The 16,050-nt window shown below is 65.0% G+C and carries 14 protein-coding genes; 9 read left to right on the forward strand and 5 right to left on the reverse strand.

Annotated elements, in window-relative coordinates; all coding sequences use genetic code 11:
* Window positions 1-35 precede the first annotated feature (35 nt).
* Genes BMX67_RS01495 through BMX67_RS20105 form a run of 4 tightly spaced genes read right to left on the reverse strand, consistent with a single transcriptional unit; the run spans window position 36 to window position 4,770 of the window.
* Complete coding sequence (locus BMX67_RS01495) at window positions 36-722, reverse strand: formate dehydrogenase subunit gamma (protein ID WP_090731937.1); 687 nt, start codon at window positions 720-722, stop codon at window positions 36-38.
* Complete coding sequence (gene fdxH / locus BMX67_RS01500; protein ID WP_090731939.1) at window positions 722-1,690, reverse strand: formate dehydrogenase subunit beta; 969 nt, start codon at window positions 1,688-1,690, stop codon at window positions 722-724. The genes BMX67_RS01495 and fdxH overlap by 1 nt, the downstream gene beginning before the upstream one ends.
* Window positions 1,687-4,158, reverse strand: a complete 2,472-nt coding sequence (gene fdnG, locus BMX67_RS01505; RefSeq protein WP_217645764.1) for a formate dehydrogenase-N subunit alpha — start codon at window positions 4,156-4,158, stop codon at window positions 1,687-1,689. Before fdnG ends, fdxH begins: the two co-directional genes overlap by 4 nt.
* A gap of 12 nt (window positions 4,159-4,170) precedes the next feature.
* Window positions 4,171-4,770: a twin-arginine translocation signal domain-containing protein gene (locus BMX67_RS20105; protein WP_217645765.1), complete on the reverse strand. Its 600-nt coding sequence runs from the start codon at window positions 4,768-4,770 to the stop codon at window positions 4,171-4,173.
* Between the two features lie 318 nt (window positions 4,771-5,088).
* Here BMX67_RS20105 and BMX67_RS01510 point away from each other — a divergent pair, with 318 nt between their 5' ends.
* The 3 genes from BMX67_RS01510 to BMX67_RS01520 are packed head-to-tail and all read left to right on the forward strand — an operon-like array spanning window position 5,089 to window position 8,104.
* Window positions 5,089-5,952 carry a putative selenate ABC transporter substrate-binding protein gene (locus BMX67_RS01510; protein WP_090731942.1) on the forward strand — a complete coding sequence of 288 codons (864 nt, stop codon included), beginning with the start codon at window positions 5,089-5,091 and terminating at the stop codon, window positions 5,950-5,952.
* A 3-nt stretch (window positions 5,953-5,955) separates the two neighbouring features.
* Window positions 5,956-6,612, forward strand: coding sequence for an ATP-binding cassette domain-containing protein (locus BMX67_RS01515; RefSeq protein WP_090731943.1), 657 nt, complete (start codon window positions 5,956-5,958; stop codon window positions 6,610-6,612).
* Window positions 6,602-8,104: a PhnE/PtxC family ABC transporter permease gene (locus tag BMX67_RS01520; RefSeq protein ID WP_090731945.1), complete on the forward strand. Its 1,503-nt coding sequence runs from the start codon at window positions 6,602-6,604 to the stop codon at window positions 8,102-8,104. Before BMX67_RS01515 ends, BMX67_RS01520 begins: the two co-directional genes overlap by 11 nt.
* On the opposite strand, the gene BMX67_RS01525 is transcribed toward BMX67_RS01520, so the two are convergent.
* Window positions 8,101-8,775, reverse strand: a complete 675-nt coding sequence (locus BMX67_RS01525; RefSeq protein ID WP_090732202.1) for a GntR family transcriptional regulator — start codon at window positions 8,773-8,775, stop codon at window positions 8,101-8,103. The two genes, BMX67_RS01520 and BMX67_RS01525, sit on opposite strands and share 4 nt — an antisense overlap.
* Before the next feature lie 125 nt (window positions 8,776-8,900).
* Between BMX67_RS01525 and BMX67_RS01530 the strand changes: the two genes are divergently transcribed.
* From BMX67_RS01530 to BMX67_RS01555, 6 genes are all read left to right on the forward strand, one after another.
* Window positions 8,901-9,599 carry an aspartate/glutamate racemase family protein gene (locus BMX67_RS01530; protein WP_090731946.1) on the forward strand — a complete coding sequence of 233 codons (699 nt, stop codon included), beginning with the start codon at window positions 8,901-8,903 and terminating at the stop codon, window positions 9,597-9,599.
* A 29-nt stretch (window positions 9,600-9,628) separates the two neighbouring features.
* A complete protein-coding gene (locus BMX67_RS01535; RefSeq protein ID WP_245739073.1) occupies window positions 9,629-10,990 on the forward strand; it encodes an NCS1 family transporter in 1,362 nt (453 codons plus the stop codon).
* Window positions 10,991-11,174: 184 nt separating this feature from the next.
* Complete coding sequence (locus tag BMX67_RS01540; RefSeq protein ID WP_090731948.1) at window positions 11,175-12,431, forward strand: imelysin family protein; 1,257 nt, start codon at window positions 11,175-11,177, stop codon at window positions 12,429-12,431.
* Window positions 12,415-13,974: a di-heme oxidoreductase family protein gene (locus BMX67_RS01545; RefSeq protein ID WP_425438952.1), complete on the forward strand. Its 1,560-nt coding sequence runs from the start codon at window positions 12,415-12,417 to the stop codon at window positions 13,972-13,974. The genes BMX67_RS01540 and BMX67_RS01545 overlap by 17 nt, the downstream gene beginning before the upstream one ends.
* The gene (locus BMX67_RS01550) at window positions 13,974-14,939 is read left to right on the forward strand and encodes an imelysin family protein (RefSeq protein ID WP_090731950.1); all 966 of its coding nucleotides are present in this window, start codon (window positions 13,974-13,976) and stop codon (window positions 14,937-14,939) included. The genes BMX67_RS01545 and BMX67_RS01550 overlap by 1 nt, the downstream gene beginning before the upstream one ends.
* Window positions 14,936-16,012: a DUF1513 domain-containing protein gene (locus tag BMX67_RS01555; protein WP_425438956.1), complete on the forward strand. Its 1,077-nt coding sequence runs from the start codon at window positions 14,936-14,938 to the stop codon at window positions 16,010-16,012. Before BMX67_RS01550 ends, BMX67_RS01555 begins: the two co-directional genes overlap by 4 nt.
* Window positions 16,013-16,050 lie beyond the last annotated feature (38 nt).

Here is a 16,050-nt window from a genome sequence, read left to right on the forward strand (position 1 = left end):
GGGCCGGACCGGCCACTAGGTCGTAGTGTTTCGCGCTACTCTGCCGGGCCACGATCACCGCGTCCAGCCACTTCGCGCAGCCATTTGCGGTGGTGCCGCCACGCCCAGCCGCCGGTCACATCCCCCCGCGTCATGGCCCGCAAAGTGCCACGCACCCAGAAGGCGGCAAACACATGCAGGATGAACACAAGAATGATCGCGACCGCCGCCAGCGCATGAATCAGCGTGGCAATGCGCCGTATCTGGATCGGCACCAGACCGTCGAAGAACTGCTGCCACATCATCACCCCCGACACGATCAGCACCAGGATCAGCCCGGACATCGCCCAGAAGATGAATTTCTGCCCGGCATTGTATTTGCCCAGTTCCGGCAACCGTTCTTCATGGCCGGTGACGACATCCCCGATTCGTGTGACCCAGGTCGTATCCTCGGGACGCGGCAGGTTCAGACGCCACATCTGCAAGAACAGCAACGCAAAGCTGAGAAACAGCACGACCCCAAGGATCGGGTGCAGCCAACGGGCGATCTGACCGCCGCCGAACAGCCCGGTCAGGAAATACAGCGACGGTGAAAAGAACGCCAAACCCGACAGCGCAAGCAGGATCAGCGACCCCGCCGTGATCCAGTGGTTCAGCCGCGTGATGCCACGATAGCGGCTGACCCGCACCGGTTCGGTGCTTTCGATATGATCGCCGCGTTCCGAATAGAACAGCCTTGCCATCAGATATCCTCCCGGTCGCGGACCAGACGTTCGGCGGCCACTTCTTCCTCGGCCTCGACCTTGTTCCCGCGCGAGAACAGGCCCATCAACAACGCCCCGGCGGCGGCAACACCCATCGCGGCCATGCCTGCGGTCTTGGTGACCCCCTTCCACCCCTCGACGATCGGCGAGATGCGCGGATTTTCGGGAAGATCGCTATAGATGCCCGGCTTGTCGGCATGGTGCAGCACATAGATCACATGGGTGCCGCCGACGCCTTCGGGATCATAGACCCCGGCATTGTCGTAGCCACGCGATTTCAGATCCTCGATCCGGTCATCGGCCAGCGCCAGCATGTCATCCTTGGTGCCGAAGGTAATCGCCTTCGTGGGACAGGCCTTGGCACAGGCCGGCCCCTGCCCGACCGCGACCCGGTCCGAACACAGCGTGCATTTATAGCTTTTGTGATCGGTCTTGCTGATCCGGGGAATGTCAAAGGGACAGCCGGTGACGCAATAGCCGCAGCCGATGCAGTTGTCGTGGATGAAATCCACGATTCCGTTGGAATATTGCACGATCGCGCCCGGCGCCGGACAGGCCTTCAGGCAGCCCGGATCCTCGCAATGCATGCAGCCATCCTTGCGGATCAGCCATTCAAGTTCGTTCGTGGCGGGGTTTTCCCACTCGCTGAACCGCATCAGCGTGAACATGTCCGGGGTCAGATCGTGGGGGTTTTCATAGACCCCCACATTCTCGCCGATCTCGGGGGTGGTGTCGTTCCATTCCACGCAGGCGGATTGGCAGGCCTTGCAACCGATGCATTTGCTGACATCGATCAGCTTGGCCAGCTTGGTCAGTTGCCGATCCGGCGCGGGCAGATCGGCGGTGGCCGAGACGCGCACCAGATCGCGCGTCCCGAAACCGGCTTCCATCGGCTGCACCGGCGGATTGGCCGCCGCCGTCGTGGGTTGAGGCGCTGTCCCGCTCATGCCACCGGCTCCTCTGTTGAGGGTTCGATATTGACGAGGAACGCCTTGAATTCCGGCGTCTCGACATTGGCGTCACCGACAAAGGGAGTCAGGCTGTTGGGCCCCCACCCTTTCTTCGCCGCGCCCTTGAAGCCCCAGTGCAGCGGGATGCCCACGACATGAACCGTCTTGCCATCGCAGATCATCGGCTTGATCCGCTTGGTGACCACAGCCTTGGCCCAGACCTCGCCCCGCTTGCCCCAGACCCGAACGCGCCCGCCCTTGGCGATGCCCTTTTCGGCGGCCAGTTCCTCGCTGATTTCCACGAAGAACTCGGGCTGCAGGGATGCGTTCACCTTGTTGTGCTTGGTCCAGTAGTGGAAATGCTCGGTCAGGCGATACGAGGTCGCGACGAAGGGAAATTCGTCGCTGGTGGCGAATTGCGCGGCATCGTCGGCAAAGACCCGGCTGACGGGGTTGCCGCGCATCTTGTCGTTGAACACATTCTTCAGCGGGCTTTCGAACGGCTCCATATGGGTCGGGAACGGGCCGTCCCGCATCATGCCCCGGGTAAACAGGCGCGATGCGCCCTCCTGGTTCATGATGAAGGGCATCACCTCGTCCGGTTTCGACGTGACCCCGATATCGGGCACATCATAGCCTTCCCATTTCTCGCCGGTCCATTCGATCAGCTTGCGGTCGGGGTCCCAGGGTTTGCCCTGCATGTCGGCCGAGGCGCGGTTATACAGGATCCGCCGGTTCACCGGCCAGGCAAAGGACCAGTTCAGGAACATGCCGGCATCGCCGGGATCGGAATTGTCCCGCCGCGCCATGTTGTTGCCATCCTCGTTCCAGCAGCCGGAATAGATCCAGCAGCCGCACATGGTCGACCCGTCATCCTGCAACTGGGTAAAGTTCTTCACCTGCTTGCCCGCCTCGACCAGCACGGTCGATGGGTCCTTGGCGTCATAGACGGTCTTCAATGCCCGCCCGTTCATTTCCCGTGCCAGTTCTTCGGGCGTGGGTTCCGACGGGTCGGCATAATCCCAGGTCAGGTTCAGGATCGGATCGGGGAACACGCCGCCTTCGTCCTGGTACAGCTTGCGCAGCCTCAGGAAGATATTGGCCATGATCCAGGTGTCGTGCCTGGCCTCGCCCGGCGGTGTGCCCCCGGCCCAGTGCCATTGCAGCCAGCGCCCCGAATTGACCAACGCGCCCTCGTCTTCAGCAAAGCAGGTCGTGGGCAGTTCCAGCACCTCGGTCTGGATCGCGGCGCTGTCCACGTCATTGTGGATGCCGTGATTTTCCCAGAAATGCGCGGTTTCGGTTTCCAGCGGGTCCATCACGACCAGCAATTTCAGCCGCGACAACGCCTCGGTCAGCTTGGCCCGGTTGGGGAAGGACAGAAGCGGGTTGAAGCCCTGGCAGAAGTACAGGTTGATCTGCCCGTGCTTCATCAGTTCGAACATACGCAACACGTCATAGGTCGGCACGTCCAGCTTGGGCAGGTAGTGATAGGCCCAGTCATTCTCGGCCGTGGCCGCATCGCCCCACATGGCCTTCATGAAGCTGACCATGAATTTGGGGTAGTTCTGCCAATAGCTGGTCTGGTTCGGGCGCAGCGGCTTGAACCCGCGGGCCGAGATATAGGTCTGCCAGTCCGGCTCTTTTTCGGTCGGGATGTTCAGATAGCCGGGGATCAAGTTCGACATCAGGCCCAGATCGGTCAGGCCCTGAATGTTCGAATGGCCGCGCAGCGCGTTCATGCCGCCGCCACGCATCCCGATATTGCCCAGAATCAGTTGCAGCATCGCCATGCCGCGAATGTTCTGCGCCCCTTTCGAATGCTGCGTCCAACCCAGCGCATACATCGAGGTCATCACCCGGTCGGGCGCGCTGCATTCGCCGATCATCTCGCAGATCTGCAGGAACTTGTCCTTGGGCGTGCCGCAGATGTTTTCCACGAATTCCGGCGTATAGGCCTCGACATGGGCCTTTAGCAGGTTCCAGACACAGCGCGGGTCCTGCAAGGTCGGGTCGATCCGGGCATAGCCGTCCTCACCGATCTGGTAATCCCAGCTTTCCTTGTCGTAATCGCGCTTTTCCTCGTCATAGCCGGTGAACAGCCCGTCGGACCAGCCAAAGCCCTCTTTCACGAGGAAGGCGGCATTGGTGTAGTTGCGGACATATTCCCACTGCACCTTGTCGTTTTCCATGCACCAGCGGATCACCCCCATGAGGAAGCTGATATCGCTGCCCGGACGGATCGGGGCATAGAAATCCGACACGCTGGCCGTGCGGGTATAGCGCGGATCGACGACGATCAGCTTGGCACCCCGATTGGCCTTGGCCTCGGTCACCCATTTGAAGCCGCAGGGATGGGCTTCGGCGGCATTGCCGCCCATGACGACCACAAGGTCGGTATTCTTGATGTCGGTCCAGGCGTTCGTCATCGCGCCACGGCCAAAGGTTGGGCCCAAACTGGACACCGTGGGGCCGTGTCAGACGCGTGCCTGATTGTCGAAACCGACTATTCCGGTGGAACGCACGGCCTTGTAGGTCAGCCATGCGGTTTCATTCGTGGTGGCCGATGCGGCCAGAAAACCCGTGGTGGTCCAGCGGTTGACCGCCACGCCATCTTCGTTCGTCTGAACCAGATTGGCGTCGCGGTCGTCCTTCATCGCGCGGGCGATCTTGTCCAGCGCCTGATCCCAGGTGATGTCCTGAAATTCGGTCGCGCCGGCGGCGCGATAGCGGGGCCGGGTCAGGCGGGTCGGCGCCTTCACGAAATCCTTCAGCGCGGCGCCTTTCGGGCACAGCGTTCCGCGGTTCGTGGGATGGTCGGCGTCGCCCTCGATATGCATGATCTCGGCGGTTTCGCCGGCTTTCACATCGCCCTCGGAATACATGATGATCCCGCAGGCGACCGAGCAATATGGACAGGTGTTGCGCGTTTCCGTCGTCGTGGTCAGCTTGAAGGCGCGCACATGCGCGGCCTCGGCTGCCTCGGCTTCGCCGAAGCCCATGGCCCCCAGCGACGTTGCCGCAACCCCCGCCCCCGCCAGCCTTAGAAAGCTGCGGCGCGAAAGGTCGATATTCATCCTCACCCTCCTGCCTGTCTGAATAGATAGGTACATAAAAACCGTGATCCTGCGCATCGCGGCTGTCAAGAAGAAGCGAAAGAACAGACAAATGTTCCCGCCTTTCGCGTAAAAAATCCGGCATGCAGGCAATTGTTGCCCGCGAACCCGAGGTTTTGCTAAAGTTTCCCCTGCAAACCGATGCGCAGGTAGCGCTCGGGTCCGCGCGGTGCTAGCGCGTATCCTCCATCCGGGGTTTGCCGGGACGATGACGCAGCAACCGCCCTCGGGGTGGCAGCCACGCCTACCGACCGGCCCCATCCCAACAGAAGGTTTGCCATGCGCACCCCCATCCGCCTGCTGCTGTCCGCCCTTGCCCTGACGCTGCCGATTGCCGCCCAGGCCCAGGATACGCTGTATTTTTCCGCCATCCCCGATGAGGACGAAACCCGCCTGTCGGAACGCTTTGACAAGGTCGCCGACTATCTGACCAACGAGCTGGGCGTGCCGGTCGAATTCGTGCCGGTGAAATCCTATCCCGCCGCCGTCACCGCGTTTCGCAACGATCAGGTGCAACTGGCGTGGTTCGGCGGGCTGTCGGGGGTGCAGGCACGGATGCTGGTCCCTGATGCCCGCGCCATCGCGCAGGGCGACGAGGACCAGAACTTCGTCACCTATTTCATCGCCAACACCAAGACCGGCCTGACCGAATCCGACGATTTCCCGATGGCGGCGAAGGGCATGTCCTTCACCTTCGGGGCCAAGACCTCGACCTCGGGGCGGCTGATGCCGGAATATCATATCCGCGAGGAAACCGGGCAGGCCCCCGAGGATTTCTTTGGCCGCGTCGGCTTTTCCGGCGACCACAGCCAGACCCTGCGCCTGGTCGCCTCGGGCGCATGGCAGGTCGGGGCGCTGAATTTCTCGGTCTATGATCAGGCCGTCTCCGATGGCGCCCCCGAGGTCGAAACCGCCAGGATCATCTGGAAGACCCCGCCCTATCCCGATTACAACTGGACCATCCGCGGCGATGTCGATGCCCGCTGGGGCGAAGGTTTCGCTGACAGGGTTCAGGCGGCGCTGATCGGCATGGACGATCCCGACCTTCTGACCGCCTTTCCGCGCAGCGCCTTCATCGCCGCCACGAATGACGACTACGCCCCGATCGAGACCATCGGCCAGCAGCTGGATCTGTTGGAGTAAGCCTTGCAACTGCTGACCTCGGCACAGCTGGGCTATGACGCCACCCCGGTCCTGCGCGATGTGACGCTGTCCGTCGCGCCGGGCGACAAGGTGGTGCTGCTGGGGCGCAGCGGGGCGGGCAAATCCACCCTGCTGGCAGCCCTGCATCAGGCCCTGCTGGCACAGGGCCGGCGGGTCGCGCTGATGCCGCAGGATCATGCGCTGGTGCCGCAGCTGTCGGCGCTGCGCAATGTGCTGATGGGGCGGCTGGACGATCACGGCGCGTTCTACAACCTGACAACGCTGATCCGCCCACGCCGCCGCGACCGTCAGCACGCGCTGGCGATCCTGGCGCAGGTCGGCCTGACAGCCGAGGCCGACCGCCCCGTCGAAAGCCTGTCGGGGGGCCAGAAACAGCGCGTCGCCCTGGCGCGGGCGTTGTTTCGGGGCGGCGATGTGCTGTTGGGCGACGAGCCGCTATCCGCCGTCGATCCCGCGCAGGCCGAGCATCTGGCCAGGCTGCTGCGGCAGGCCTTCCCGACCGCCATTCTGGCAATGCACGATCTGGATACGGCCCGCAGCTTTGGCACAAGGCTGATCGGACTGCGGCAGGGCCAGATCCGGATCGACGGCCCGATCGACGCCGTCTGGGACCGTGTCGAGGCGCTTTATGCCCGTTAGGCGGCTGTCTCGGACGGGGATCGTCGCGGGCTTTGCAGCCATCGCGCTGCTATGCCTGCCGCTGGCCGATCTGCAGGTCGCCGGGCATGATCCCTGGTCCGCGCTGGGACGTATGCTGACGGGCTTTCTGCGTCCCGATTTCAGCGCGGTCGAGGATATCTTTCGCGCACTTGCGCTGACCGTTGCCTTTGCCATCGCGGGCGTTGCTGCGGGCGGGCTGGCCGGGCTGGTCATGGCGCCCTTCTATCGCTTTCGCGCGGTGCGCTGGACAGCGATCGCGCTGCGTTCGGTCCATGAACTGTTCTGGGCGCTGCTGCTGATGCAGGTCGCGGGGATGGGTGTGCTGACCGGGGTGCTGGCCATCGCCCTGCCCTATGCCGGCATCTTCGCGAAGGTCCTGTCCGAGATCCTGGACGAGGCCGACCCCCGCCCCGCCAACTGGCTGGGCCCGCAGGTTGACGCGCTTAGCCGCTTTTTGTGGGCGCGCGCGCCGCTGGCCCGCCCCGAGATGCAGACCTATGCGCTTTACCGGATCGAATGCGGGCTGCGGTCCTCGGCCGTGCTGGGCTTTATCGGGTTGCCGACCCTTGGCTTTCAGCTGGACAGCTTTTTCAAACAGGGTGAGTACGGTGCCGCCGGGGCGATCATGCTGGTCTATATCCTGCTGATCGCCACGCTGCGGCTGTGGATGCGGCCCCGGCTTCTGTTGCCGTGGCTGGTTGCGGCAGGCGCGATGCTGACACAGGTCACCGCCCCTCCGATGGGCGCGGGCGCGCTGTGGCGGTTTCTGTCCCAGGACATCTTGCCCGCCCCCCTGCGTCAGGGCGACCCGGCGGGGCTGTGGCCCTGGCTGGCCGATCTGGGCCGGGATGCCATCCTGCCCGGCATCGCCGCGACGCTGGTGGTGGCCCAACTTGCGCTGATCCTGACGGGGATGATCGCGTTTCTGGGTCAGGCGCTGATCGTGCCGCGCGTGATGGGCCGATGGGGCGCGGCGCTGGGGCATCTGCTGCTGGTAGTTCTGCGCAGCTTTCCCGAATACATGCTGGCCTATCTGTTCCTGCAGATCCTCGGCCCCTCGATGCTACCCGCCGTGCTGGCGCTGGCGCTGCATAACGGCGCGATCATCGGGCATCTTCTGGGCCGTCAGGCGGGGGGGCTGACCCTGCGCCCGGATGCCCCGCGCGGACTGACATTATGGGGCTGGGAAATCGTGCCGCGCCTGTTCGGGCAATTCGTGGCGCTGTGCCTGTATCGCTGGGAAATCATCATCCGCGAAAGCGCGATCATGGGCATCCTTGGCATCGCCACGCTTGGGTTCTTTCTTGATGACGCGATCGCCGAACTGCGCCTGGACCGGGCCGTGGTGATCCTGCTGGCGACGGCGCTGCTGACCGCGGGCATCGACTGGCTGTCGCGCGGGCTGCGGGCGCGGCTGGGCGCGCGCCATCTGCGCGCGCCCGGTCGCGGGCCGGCCAGGGGCGTCGCCTAGCTTCGTTTCAGGACCGCCGACAGCATATCGGTCGGCGGCGCCTCGTCGCCAAATTCGATCCCGGCCTCGATATGGCGCAGATGTTCGTCCAGCAACCGCTGCGCCGCATCGGGATCGCGCGCCTCGATCGCATCGACCAGACGCGCATGTTCATCCTCGGCGCACAAGGTGCCGTGGGCCGAGGCGTAAAGCCCGATGATCAACGAGCTTTGCATCGTCAGTTCTTCCAGATAGCGCGACAGGACCGGATTGCGACCGACCCGGCCCAGCAGCACGTGAAATCCGCGGGACAGGCGCACTGCGGCGGGGCGGTTGCCCTGCCCCTTGGCCGCGGCCTCCTGGGCCAGATGGCTGCGCAGATCGGCGATGTCCTGTTCGGTCGCCTGGTTCACGGCATTGCGGCAGATCACGCGCTCGATCGCGCGGCGTGCCTGAAAGATGTCGCGCGCATCCTGTGGCGTGGGGGTGGCCACGAAGGCCCCGCGATTGGGCAGATGATCGACCACGCGATACGCAGTCAGCGTCGCCAGCGCCCGGCGCACATGCGCACGGTTGCAGCGGAACAGATCGGACAGCGCCTGTTCGCCCAGTTTCGTGCCCGCGCGCAGCCGCTGATCCGCGATCGCGTCCAGAATGCTGTCGACAATGATGGTTTCAAGCGGCTTGTCCATATCGCCCAGATTGCATGCCGCAAGGGCCTGCGCAACAGGCGTCACGCCCAAGATATAAGCAAAAGATTTATTTTTGGATTGTTAACAATCTGTGTTATCAATTCATGACTCATGGAGGAAACCGTATGAAACTGGTGGTCATCAACCCCAACTCTACCCAGTCGATGACGGACAAGATCATCGCCTCGGCCCGCGCGGCGGCGGGCGATCATGTCGAGGTGATCGGCCGCACCGCGCATGGCGCCCCGGCCAGCATCGAAGGCCATTTCGATGAGGTCATGTCTGCCGCCCATCTGATGCGCGAAGTGCAACAGGCCGAGGCATCGGCCGCCGATGCCATCGTCGTCGCCTGTTTCGACGACCCCTCGATCGGGGCCTGCCGCGAAATCGCCACCGGCCCCGTCCTTGGCATCTGCGAGGCGGCCTGCAAGGCGGCCAGCATGATCGCGACCTCGTTCACGGTGGTCACCACGCTGCCACGCTCGGTCCCGATCATCGAGGATCTGGTCCGCAAATACGGGCTGGATCACCAATGCCGCCGCGTCCGCTCGGCCGAGATTCCGGTCCTGGCACTGGAAGAGCCCGGCTCGAACGCCCGGCAGCAGATCCGTGACGAGATCCTGCGCGCCATCGACGAAGACAAATGCGAAGCCGTCGTCCTGGGCTGCGCGGGCATGTCCGACCTGACCGAATGGCTGTCCCGTGAAACCGGGATTCCGGTCATCGACGGCGTCACCGTCGCCACGAAATTCGCCGAGGCGCTGGTGGGCGCCGGGCTGAAAACCAGCAAGATCGGCGCCTACGCGGTGCCCAACAAGAAATAATCGCTCATAATCCTGACAGGGAGTTACCCATGACACAGACCGACATGATGGCCGCCGCGCCGCCGCAACACAGCACCACCGATGAAAAAGGGCTGGGCCAGGAATCGCTGGCCCCGCAACAGACCCGCATCATGGATCCGTGGTCCTATCTGTTCGCCTGGCTGGGCGGCTGCGTGTCCATCGGCACCTTCACCATCGGATCGGGCCTCGTCGGCACGCTGAACCTGCTGCAAACCTTCGTGGCCATCGCCATCGGCTGCGCGGTGATCGGAATCGCGCTGATGATCAACGGACGCGCGGGCCACAAATATGGCATCCCCTTCATGGTGCAGGCGCGCTCGGCCTTCGGGTTTTCAGGCACGCGCCTGCCCGCGCTGGTCCGGTCGGTGCCGGCCATCGTCTGGTTCGGATTTCAAAGCTGGATCGGTGCCGGGGCGCTGAACCTCGTCAGCGAAACCATGTTCGGCTATTCGAATATCTGGGTGTTCTTCATCGGCTTCCAGTTCCTGCAGATCGGCCTGTCGGTGCTGGGCTTTCACGGCATCAAATGGCTGGAAAACATCGGCTCGGTCTTTATCATCGGGTCGCTGATCTACATGTTCTTCAGCGTCATCAGCAAATATGGCGAAGAGATCAGCGCCAATCTGGTGAATGTCGAGGGAACATGGGGCGCGCCCTTCTGGGGGGCCACGATGCTGTTTCTGGGCATCTATTCGACCATGATGCTGAACGTGTCCGATTACAGCCGCGAACTGCGCCATCAGGTCGGCCCGGTGCGGCAGGTGGCGATCTATGCCAATTCGATCCTGCCCGCGACGCTGTTCATGGGCCTGATCGGGCTGATGGTGTCGGGTGCCACCGGCGAAGTCGATCCGATCAAGGTCTTTTCCAGTGCGGTCGACAACAAGCTTCTGCTGGTCGTGACACTGCTGTTCATCGCCTTTGCGCAGGTGACGACCAATATCCTGAACAATGTCGTGCCGCCAGCCTATGCGCTGATGGATGTGTTCAAGCTGAACTTCAAGACCTCCGCGGTGGTCGTGGGCCTTCTGGCCTTCGCGACCTTCCCCTGGATGCTGGTCCGCGACGAATCCGCCGCCGGGCTGGGTCTGTTCATCCAGACCTACAGCGCCTTCCTTGGTCCGATCTTCGCGATCCTCGTGGTGGATTACTATGTCATCCGCAAGCAGACGCTGAATCTGGATCACCTGTATGACGAGACCGGCCCCTATCAGGGCATGAACCCGGCGGCGCTGATCGCGACTGTCACCGGCGTGGTCTTTGCGCTGATCTTTTCGGGCATCAGCTGGTATGCCAGCCTGATCCCGGCGGGCGTGACCTATTACCTGCTGATGCGGCACCTGCCCGCCGCGCGCCGCTTCCTCAGCTAGGAGCGAGGCCCCGATCAACGAACCCAGGGGCGAGCCTTCTGACGAAGGCTCGCCCTTTTCGTGCAATTTCCGGCAAATTGACCGATAAAAGAACTCGGGAATTGACTTCGCGATCGCCAAGGGGGCAGAACGCGGTCAAACGGTCCGCATCCGCGATGGACCGACCCCGCCTCAGGAGGATCGCATGAAAACCACCCTCGCCATGTCCGCCCTTGCGCTGGCCACCGCCTCGCCCGCCCTTGCGGGCAAGCCCGAGGTCGTCGCGAATTACATCGCCATCGCCCATGCCGGATACGAGGACAGCCTGATCGCCGCGCGCGACCTGCAGGCCGCCGTCGATGCGCTGATCCAGTCCCCCTCGGCCGAGGCGCTGCAGGATGCCCGCGCGGCATGGCTGGCCGCTCGCGTGCCCTATCAGCAGACCGAGGCGCTGCGCTTCGGCAATGCCATCGTGGACGACTGGGAAGGCAAGGTGAACGCCTGGCCGCTGGACGAGGGGCTGATCGACTATGTCGATCCGTCCTATGGCGGGGCGTCGGATGCGAACGAATACGCCGCGCTGAACGTGGTCGCCGCGCCGACCTTCACCCTGTCGGGCGAGGATATCGACGCGACCGAGATCACGCCCGACCTGCTGTCGGGCCAGCTGCACGAGGCAGACGCCATCGAGGCGAATGTCGCCACCGGCTATCACGCGATCGAGTTCCTGCTGTGGGGTCAGGACCTGAACGGCACCGATCACGGCGCGGGCGACCGCCCTTGGACCGACTATGCCGCGGGTGACGACTGCACCGGCGGCAATTGCGACCGTCGCGGCGATTACCTGAAGGCCGCGACCGACCTGCTGGTCAGCGACCTGGAATGGATGACCGCGCAATGGGCCGAGGGCGGCGAGGCCGCGACCGGCCTGACCGCCGATCCCGACGCCGCGATCAGCGCCATGCTGACCGGCATGGGCAGCCTGTCCTATGGCGAACTGGCGGGCGAGCGCATGAAGCTGGGCGTGATGCTGAACGACCCCGAGGAGGAACACGACTGCTTCTCGGACAACACGCATAACAGCCATTACTATGATGGGCTGGGCATCCGGAACGTCTATCTGGGCGAATATGCCCGCATCGACGGCACGGTCGTCTCGGGCGAGAGCCTGTCCTCGCTGGTGGCCGAGGCCGACGCATCGGTCGATCGGTCGCTGCGCGCGGGACTGGATGACAGCGTGGCCAAGCTGGGCCGCATCAAGACCGTGGCCGAGGGCGGCACCTCCTATGACCAGATGCTGGCACGCGGCAATGACGCGGGCGAGGGCCTGATCATGGCCGCCGTCGATGCGCTGGTCGCGCAGACGCAGGATATCGAACGCGCGGTCACCCTGCTGGGTGCGCAGGACGTCGCCATCGAGGGCTCGGACAGCCTCGACAGCCCCGATGCCGTCTTCCAGTAAGGCCGCGCGGCACCTGCTGCCGCTGCTGATGATCACGGCGGCGCCGGTCCTTGCGGAGGGTCCGGCGCTGACCGATCTGCACCTGAACGCCACGCCCCGCACCGGCGCCGAAACCGCACGGATCGCCGATGTCGTCGCGCCCACGCAGGATTTCACCGCGCCCGAACCCTTCGAGGGCAATCCCGGCGGGGCCGCGACCGTGCGTGCCCGCGACGATGCGGATGCCTTCTCGCAGCCCTCGGCCAATATCGGGTTCGAGGGAGAACTGCGCTTCAAGGTCGGCAACGGGCTGTTTCGCAAGCTGTGGGTGTCCTCGCCCTCGTCGACGCTGGCATCCGACGGGCTGGGGCCGCTGTACAATTCGCGCGGCTGCCAGAACTGCCACCTGAAGGACGGGCGCGGCCATCCCCCCGACACGCGGGGCGAGGCTGGCGGCTCGATGTTCCTGCGGCTGTCGGTGCCGGCATCGGATAACGACCCCCGCAGCCAGATCGAGGAATACCTGGCCGGGACAGGTAACCCGGTCGAGCCGACGCGCCCCGATCCGACCTATGGCGGGCAGTTGCAGGACCTGTCGGTCGCGGGCGTTCCGGCGGAAGGGCGCATGACCATCGACTATGCCGAAACGCGGGTGGACCTGTCGGGCGGCGAGGTCGCGCATCTGCGCGTGCCTGAATACGGCATCGACGATCCGGCATACGGCCCCCTGCGCGACGATCTGATGATCAGCCCCCGCGTCGCCCCGCCGATGATCGGCCTTGGCCTGCTGGAGGCGATCCCGACCGCCGACATTCTTGCCGGTGCCGATCCGGATGATGCCGATGGCGACGGGATCTCGGGGCGGGCCAATATCGTCTGGTCGGCGCGGCATGACGCCCCGATGCTGGGCCGTTTCGGTTGGAAGGCTGGGATGCCCACCGTCGAGGAACAATCCGCCAGCGCGTTTTCAGGCGATATCGGCATCTCGAACCCGTTGCATCCGGACCATGCGGGCGAATGCACGGATGCCCAGCAGGATTGCCGCGCCGCTCCCCATGGCGGCGGCGATGCACGCGGGTTCGAGATCGACGCCGAAGGGCTGGCGCTGACCGTCTTCTACAGCCAGAACCTGGCCGTTCCCGCCCGCCGCGACGAAGGCGATCCGCAGGTGCTGCGCGGCAAGCAGGTCTTCTACGACACGGGCTGCGCCGATTGTCACCGGCCCAAATACGTCACCGCGCGGATGGAGGATCGGTCCGAGCACAGCTTCCAGCTGATCTGGCCCTATACCGACATGCTGCTGCACGACATGGGCGACGGGCTGGCCGATCACCGCCCCGAGGGGCTGGCGAATGGCCGCGAATGGCGCACGCCGCCCCTGTGGGGCATCGGCTTGACCCGGACCGTCAACGGCCACAGCATGCTGCTGCATGACGGACGCGCGCGTTCCGTGTTGGAGGCGATCCTGTGGCATGGCGGCGAGGCCGCGCCCGCCCGCGACGCCGTCATCGACATCCCGCCCGAGGACCGGGCGGCCCTGATCCGATTTGTGGAAAGCCTGTGATGCGAACCCTGCTGGCCCTTGCCCTGCTGCCGCTGCCCGCCATGGCCGGCACCCCCGAGGTGGTGAACGACCATATCCTGCCCGCGACCGACCGCTTTGCGACGGCTGCCCATGCCCTGGCCGATGCGGCCGGTGCCGATTGTTCGGCCAGCGCGCTGGACACCCCCTATCAGCAGGCATTCGATGCCTGGATGGGCCTGTCGCATCTGGCCTTCGGGCCCTTGGAACAGGACGGGCGTGCGCTGACGGTGGCGTTCTGGCCCGATCCGCGCGGGCTTGTCGCACGCTCGGTCCGGGGGCTGGTCGCGGATCAGGATCCGGTCGTGGACGATCCGGCAGGCTTTGCCGAGGTTTCGATAGCAGGGCGCGGTCTGATGGCGCTGGAACAGCTGATGGCGGACGAGGTTGGCGATTACGAATGCCGCTATGCCCGCGCCATCGCGACCGACCTGGCCACCATCGCAGATGCCGTGCAGGCCGACTGGCAGGACCACGCGCAGCTGATGCTGGATGCGGGGCAGGACGGGAACGACCGTTACCTGTCTGCCCGAGAGGCGGATCAGGCGATCTATACCGCGCTGCTGTCGGGCATCGAATTCGACGCCGATCAGCGCCTTGGCCGCCCGATGGGCAGCTTCGACAAGCCCCGCCCCAAGCTGGCCGAGGCATGGCGCAGCGACCGCCCGCTGCGCAACATCGAACTGTCGCTGGCCGCGCTGCGCGACATGGCGGTCGCGCTGTCGGACGATCCGATCCCCCTGACCGAGGCGGCCTTCGACAACGCGCAGGCGCAGGTCGCGGAATTGCAGGACGATCCGCGCCTTGAAGGGGTCACCGACCCGACGCAGCGCCTGAAGGTCGAGATCCTGCAACAGCGCATCCGCGCCATCGGCACCGCGATCGAGGGCGAGATCGGCGGCGGGCTGGGCCTGACTGCGGGCTTCAATTCCAAGGATGGCGACTGATGCGCAGGCGCAGCTTCCTGACGGCGCTGATGGCGGGGGCGGTCGCGCCCCGGCTGGGCTGGGCCGATGCGGGCAGCCCCGCGATCCTTGGCGCCGCGCGCGAAGGGGATGGCGGCTATGCGCTGTTCGGCCTGTCGGATCGGGGCGCGGACCTGTTCCGCATTCCGCTGCCCGGTCGCGGCCACGCCGCCACCGCCCATCCGACCGCCCCCGAGGCCGTGGCCTTTGCCCGCAGCCCCGGCAATTTCGCGATCGTGCTGAACTGCGTGACCGGACAGGTCCTGGCCCGGCTGCATGCGCCGCAGGGGCGGCATTTCTACGGCCACGGCACCTTCATCGCGGATGGCGACATCCTGTGCACATCTGAAAACGCCTATGACAGCGGCGAGGGGCGCATCGGGCTGTGGTCGCGCCGCGAAGGCTGGCGCCGCATCGCCGAGATCCCGACCCACGGCATCGGCCCGCACGAGATCAGGCGGATGCCGGGCGACATCCTTGTCGCGGCCAATGGCGGCTATCGCAATCACCCCGACCAGCCGGGCGTCAAGCTGGATGTCGCGCTGATGCGTCCGAACCTGTCCTATGTCGCGACCGACGGGGCGCTGCTGGACCAGGTCGAGCTGGACCCCGAACTGCGCCGCAACTCGATCCGCCATATCGCCTTCGGGCAGGACGGCGTGGTGGCCTTCGGGATGCAATGGCAGGGCGACCCGGCCGAGGGGATGCCCCTTCTGGGCCTGCACCGGCGCGGGCAGGGCGCGGTGCTGGCCGAACTGCCCATCCACGAGGCGATGGCGATGCAGGGCTATGTCGGCTCGGTCGCCTTCGATGCCGAGGGACGCCGAGTCGCGATCAGTTCGCCCCGTGGCGGGCGGGTGCAGGTCTTTGACCATCGCGGCGGCCATCAACAGACGATCCGGCGCGAAGATGTCTGCGGCCTTGCCCCGGCGCGGGCGGGCTTTTTCATTTCGGACGGGCTGGGCGGCTTGGTGCGTTCCGACCAGACCCTGCATCCGCTGTCCAAATCCCCCGGTCGCGCCTGGGACCATCACCTCGTTCCGGTATCGACTTAGCCCGGCGTCACGGAAACGATTAAATGCGATGCATTTAG

The organism is Paracoccus homiensis, from assembly GCF_900111675.1.
GTDB lineage: Bacteria > Pseudomonadota > Alphaproteobacteria > Rhodobacterales > Rhodobacteraceae > Paracoccus > Paracoccus homiensis.